This window comes from Shewanella sp. ZOR0012 (assembly GCF_000798835.1).
GTDB classification, from domain to species: Bacteria; Pseudomonadota; Gammaproteobacteria; order Enterobacterales; family Shewanellaceae; genus Shewanella; species Shewanella xiamenensis.
In genome coordinates, this window is record NZ_JTLE01000005.1 from 1 (window position 1) to 5,176 (window position 5,176).

4 protein-coding genes are annotated in these 5,176 nt (G+C 43.8%); 2 read left to right on the forward strand and 2 right to left on the reverse strand.

Going from position 1 to position 5,176, the window contains the following annotated elements:
* Positions 1–95: 95 nt before the first annotated feature.
* Positions 96–1,643 carry a S41 family peptidase gene (locus L976_RS00045; RefSeq protein WP_047532775.1) on the reverse strand — a complete coding sequence of 516 codons (1,548 nt, stop codon included), beginning with the start codon at positions 1,641–1,643 and terminating at the stop codon, positions 96–98.
* Positions 1,644–1,818: 175 nt separating this feature from the next.
* Positions 1,819–2,703 (reverse strand): phospholipase A, encoded by an 885-nt coding sequence (locus L976_RS00050; protein WP_047532777.1) that lies wholly within the window; start codon positions 2,701–2,703, stop codon positions 1,819–1,821.
* 422 nt (positions 2,704–3,125) lie between these two features.
* On the opposite strand from L976_RS00050, the gene cobA reads away from it, so the two are divergent.
* Together cobA and cysD are read left to right on the forward strand one after the other, a co-directional pair.
* Entirely contained in the window at positions 3,126–3,956 is an 831-nt protein-coding gene (cobA, locus tag L976_RS00055; protein WP_047532782.1) for a uroporphyrinogen-III C-methyltransferase, read from the forward strand.
* Between the two features lie 81 nt (positions 3,957–4,037).
* Positions 4,038–4,946 carry a sulfate adenylyltransferase subunit CysD gene (cysD, locus tag L976_RS00060; protein WP_011623816.1) on the forward strand — a complete coding sequence of 303 codons (909 nt, stop codon included), beginning with the start codon at positions 4,038–4,040 and terminating at the stop codon, positions 4,944–4,946.
* The last annotated feature ends 230 nt before the right edge of the window (positions 4,947–5,176 follow it).

Genomic DNA, 5,176 nt, shown 5'->3' on the forward strand with positions numbered 1-5,176 from the left:
TTAGGTTACAAACCATCCTTGAGGGTTACGAATTGGCCATGTCTCTCAATCACGAAGACTTGTGATCAAGAGACAGGCAAATTGCTGGCTTTTTACTAATGAGATTGGGCTAATTTGGTTTGTCGACCGTTAGTTGGATCTACGGCTTTGGGTTTGGCTGATTTAACTAAACTCACGAGTCCTTGCCATTCAATATCATTGTTTTGTGGTAACCAAATATCGGGCTCAGTGCCTTTTCCCGACAGCAACTCGCCTTTAGCATCATAGGTGAGAGAGCTACTAAATCGAATCTCTAAGTCACTATTTGGCAAGGTAAATTGATATTGTCTGGCAAAATCTCCAGAGGTTTTTTCGCCGATTAAATTCACTCTCGACCATGCTTTAGTCCGGTAGGCGATCCACTCGCATTCTTGTTTACACAAGGGACTGACAAGCAGTGCAAGACGATTATTGCCTTCGGTGAGGACTTCAGGTTTGGTGCGAACAAACCAAGGACTAAATCGGCTTTTATCGATAGTTGGTAGCCGCCGTGTCAACACGTTAAGTCGCGCAGGGCTGAGTTCAAGTTCATCAAGCGGTTTAAAATTCAACGGTTTTAAATAATCGTTTCTAAGCTCTGGCGAGCGTCGATAATGGGCAAACCCCATGATTTTTTCGACCGCTGAATGAGGTGGTATGTCCATGGCGGGCATATCCTGATAACGCGAGAGCATGGTTAGTAACTTAGGACTAAATCCCTTCGCTTGCCTGAGATCGACAATCAGTAATGGTTGCTCCATACCTTTACGTAATTCTTCTTGTTGTATTTTATCGAGTTCAAAAGCATAGAGGTCATCTATTTTGAGTCGAGCCGTGGTTGGATTTATCTGTTCTAGTGAATAGTCAGGTTTTGAGACCGTAGTCGGCCCTAAGTCATCAAGTTGAGTGAGTAGGCGTTCAAAGCTTATCTCTGTGTCGTCTTCAATCGGTTTAACTATCGTTTTAGAAGGGGGAGGCAGGGCAATAGTGACCTGCGTTGTCTGCAAATCATCATTTATCAAACTAATAATCACATAAGGTTTGATGCTTAAGCCTAAGTCTTCCCGCAGTAGGTTGAGTCGTTTAAGCCAAATCAGCTGCATTTCTTGGCTATTTTTTGCAGGCTCTGACAGATAGGCTTGGCTGGCAGAAATCCACTTACTTAAGGGGATGCCATCAATATGGGTGATAAAAGGATACTCGGCACTAATAGGATTATTTTTATGGTCTAAGGCAAGCCATTGTTCGTTGACGGGTCTCAGTGTTAAGGGTAAGTCGGCGCTACTATTGTCAACCTTCGCAACTTGAGCACCAGGATCTTTTAAGGCGTTAAGCAGTTTTGTAAGCTCCGCTGCGAACCGTTCTGTAGGAACAAGATCTTGGTATTGCTCAGTCATCAGTCCAGCAAGTCGTTCGAGTTGGTTGTCATTATGTTGTGGATCCAACGCATAAAATGCGGAGTGTTGTTCAATTTGATTGAGCAGAATATAGAGATCTTGGCGAATATCTTTTGTCGTTAACGTGGGTTGTTCTTTTTCAGGAATAGCAAAAAACGCGAGCCTGATAAGGCTCGCGCAAATAATCATGCTCAGCAAAGTTATTACCGTTCGATAGCTAAAACTCATATTCCTCCATGATGACCCTTACTGCTAAAAAGGTGTGCGACTATCGATGTAAATGCCGCTGTTGGCAATACAAATCATCATTAAGCTCCCTTAGGTTGCTCGCACTTGAGCAATTTAGCAGCAGTTTGTTTGTGTCAGCATAGAATTATGGCTGTTTTTTGTGCTGTGTCACGTCCTAGAGAATATCGTTGAGTGATACACCGATCCCAATACGTTGATTATGATGGTTATAGTCGATCAGGCTTTCACCGTAGCCATTAAAGTATTGAGTATAAAGGCGTAAGTTACCTATGATGGGATAGCTCCAAGTGATCTCTGCTGAACCTCGGTCAATATCTTTAAAGTTAGTTTTAACGGTGAGAGTGAATCTATGCTCATCAATCCCATACACGCCAACAAATTCAGCATTGCCAATATACTCATCAATATTGGGATTATCATCGCCACGGGCTTGGTGGATGCCTGTTTTTTCATCCTCAGGAATGCGCCACCACACCTTAGTTGAAAACGCCAGTGGGCCAGCATCAAAGATCATCGTGCCATAGATGCGGTTCCAACTACGGGATAATAAACCTGCTTTACCATTAGATTGGTGGACAGCGCCCAATCCCCAAAACGAGTTTGTCACACCGCCAATTTTCCAATCATTATTGAATAGCATAAAGATTTCGGGTTCGTGGTTTGTTTCACGAAAGGGTGAAGATATTTCCTTATTGTATACCTGCCAATAGGATTGATTAGTATAGGCAAAAAATAGGTGACCATTATCACCAAAGACATTGTACCAAATTGGAAACTTAAAGCTTATCTGAAACTTAGCTTCCATCTCATCGAGTTCATAGTTTGTTCCGGCGGCCTCCCCTGCATAGGGTTTCATATTTGGATCGGGATTATAGGTCGCGGGTAAAATGTAATTGACTTTATGCGGCGTTATTACAAATGGACGCTCTGAAGTCGCCAGTTCATCCTTAACGCGATCTTTGATTAAAGATTCCTCTGCCTGTAACCCTGCACAAGTTAGCAGTCCGATTAATGCGATACCTTGATAAAATGGGGACATCGACTCTCCTTGATGTGTCTGTTTGCTTTATCTTTATTTACCGAGCTTAACATTAGTCTGTGGATCTTTTGTGAGAAATACTGTCACTTGTACTACTTAACTTGAGTGAAACTGCATCTTTTCTTATGCGTTAACGCGCTGACTGAGTAGATTTTTTAGCAATAACATAGTGCTGTTATGTGAGGTGATGCAAGTTTAGGTTGCATTCCTATTTGCCCTGTTATCATGTTTTATTTAGTTATTTCAAATAATTAACTTATTTTAGTCAGTATGGTGCTTTTGCCAACCTAGTTTATAGTTAACTGGCTTAATTCAAATTTGGTTGTTATTTCTTTTTGATATAACAATTAATGATTTTATATTTATTATGGAATATAACTGGCGCTATATTGCTACACATTGATCTCATATCGGGGAATGTGATGGAAATTTTATCTTTACCAGGCCAAAGCGCTAAGGGCAAAGTCTGGCTGGTTGGTGCGGGCCCCGGCGATGTGGAGTTATTAACCCTTAAAGCGTGGCGCATTCTAAATTCTGCCGATGCGGTGTTATACGATGCGCTCGTCAGCCAAGATATCCTCGATTTGATTCCTAAAGATGCTGAAAAAATTGCCGTCGGTAAGCGTGCTGGTAAGCATAGTGCTGCGCAAGATGAAATTAATCAGTTACTGGTGACGAAAGCCTATACCCGTAAAAACGTGGTACGCCTCAAGGGCGGCGATCCGTTTATTTTTGGTCGCGGTGGTGAAGAGTTACAAACCTTAGCAGAAGCGGGAGTCGAATTTGAAGTGGTTCCCGGGATTACCGCCGCCAGCGGCACTTCGGCATATGCGGGCATTCCATTAACCCATAGGGATTACGCCCAAGGGGTAACGTTCATCACTGGTCATTGTCAGCTCGAAAGCCGTCCGATGGATTGGCAGGGTTATGCTAATCCCAACAATACCTTAGTTGTATATATGGGGATTTTAAACGCAGGCATTATCCGTCAAGGGTTAATCAACGCAGGTCGTAGCCCAGAGACACCAGTTGCCATCGTCTCGAAGGCGACCACTCAGTCGCAGCAACGTTTTATTGGGCAATTAGATTCACTCGAACAACTTGCTGCTGATCCGCAGTTGCAAATGCCCGCATTAATGATTATTGGCGAAGTGGTGGGGTTGTCCGAAACCTTAAATTGGTTTCAGCCCAAGGGCGAAAGCCAGTTGCCGCTTGACGCTTTAAATACGACCAAAGTTGCAGCAAAAATTTAGTTAAATCAGAACATTTTTTAGAAATAGTTAAGTTAAATCTAGCTGCCTGTCGCAGCCCATTTTAGGTAAACGGAGAAGAGTATGGCCGGGCGTGAATTAAGCCACTTACAACAACTGGAAGCCGAAAGCATTCAGATCATTCGGGAAGTCGCAGCCGAATTCGATAATCCAGTTATGTTGTATTCCATCGGAAAAGATTCTTCGGTGATGTTACACCTTGCGCGTAAAGCCTTTTATCCGGGCAAGATCCCTTTCCCCTTGTTGCATGTGGATACGGGCTGGAAATTCAAAGAGATGATCGCCTTTCGTGATGCGCAGGCGAAAAAATTTGGCTTTGAATTATTAACTCATACTAACCCAGAAGGCGTTGCCCAAGGGATTAACCCCTTCGACCATGGCAGTGCCAAGCACACTGACATCATGAAAACCCAGGGCTTAAAGCAAGCATTAAACCAATATGGTTTTGATGCCGCTTTTGGTGGTGCCCGTCGTGATGAGGAAAAATCCCGCGCGAAAGAACGGGTGTATTCGTTCCGCGATCGCCACCATAGATGGGACCCTAAGAATCAGCGCCCCGAACTGTGGCGCACCTATAACGGCGCAGTGAACAAGGGCGAAAGTATTCGTGTCTTCCCATTATCGAATTGGACTGAACTCGATATTTGGCAATATATCTATCAAGAAAACATTGAGTTAGTACCCCTGTATTTTGCCGCCGAGCGCCCTGTGGTTGAGCGTGGTGGTCAGTTGATTATGGCGGACGATGAGCGCATGAAGCTCGAAGAAGGCGAAACCATCAAGCATGAGGTGGTACGTTTTAGAACCTTAGGCTGTTATCCATTAACGGCGGCAATGCATTCGCAGGCGGACAATCTCGAAAAAATCATCGAAGAAATGCTGCTAACTCGCTCGAGCGAACGCCAAGGGCGGTTGATTGACTCGGACCAGAGTGCATCGATGGAGCAGAAGAAACGCCAAGGTTATTTCTAAATTAAGGCATTTCGAGCGAAGGTTCAGAGACAGATTAAACCGATTTCGTGAATGTCCCGATGAAGGCTTTTAGAGCAATCAAGTACCAGCAGACTTCACGAACAGTTGAGCAAGATAAGAGTGAGATAAAGATGGATAAAGCGGTCAATAAAACTAATCGTATGGCGGCAGAAATCAGCCAGCATGGAGTAAAGGAATATCTAGCCCAGCAACAACATAAAGGTTTGTTG

Excerpts from the sequence above, each read along its gene's own strand:
- L976_RS00045 (WP_047532775.1), bottom strand. The coding sequence starts at position 1,643 with ATGAGTTTTAGCTATCGAACGGTAATAACTTTGCTGAGCATGATTATT.
- L976_RS00050 (WP_047532777.1), bottom strand. The coding sequence starts at position 2,703 with ATGTCCCCATTTTATCAAGGTATCGCATTAATCGGACTGCTAACTTGT.
- cobA (WP_047532782.1), top strand. The coding sequence starts at position 3,126 with ATGGAAATTTTATCTTTACCAGGCCAAAGCGCTAAGGGCAAAGTCTGG.
- cysD (WP_011623816.1), top strand. The coding sequence starts at position 4,038 with ATGGCCGGGCGTGAATTAAGCCACTTACAACAACTGGAAGCCGAAAGC.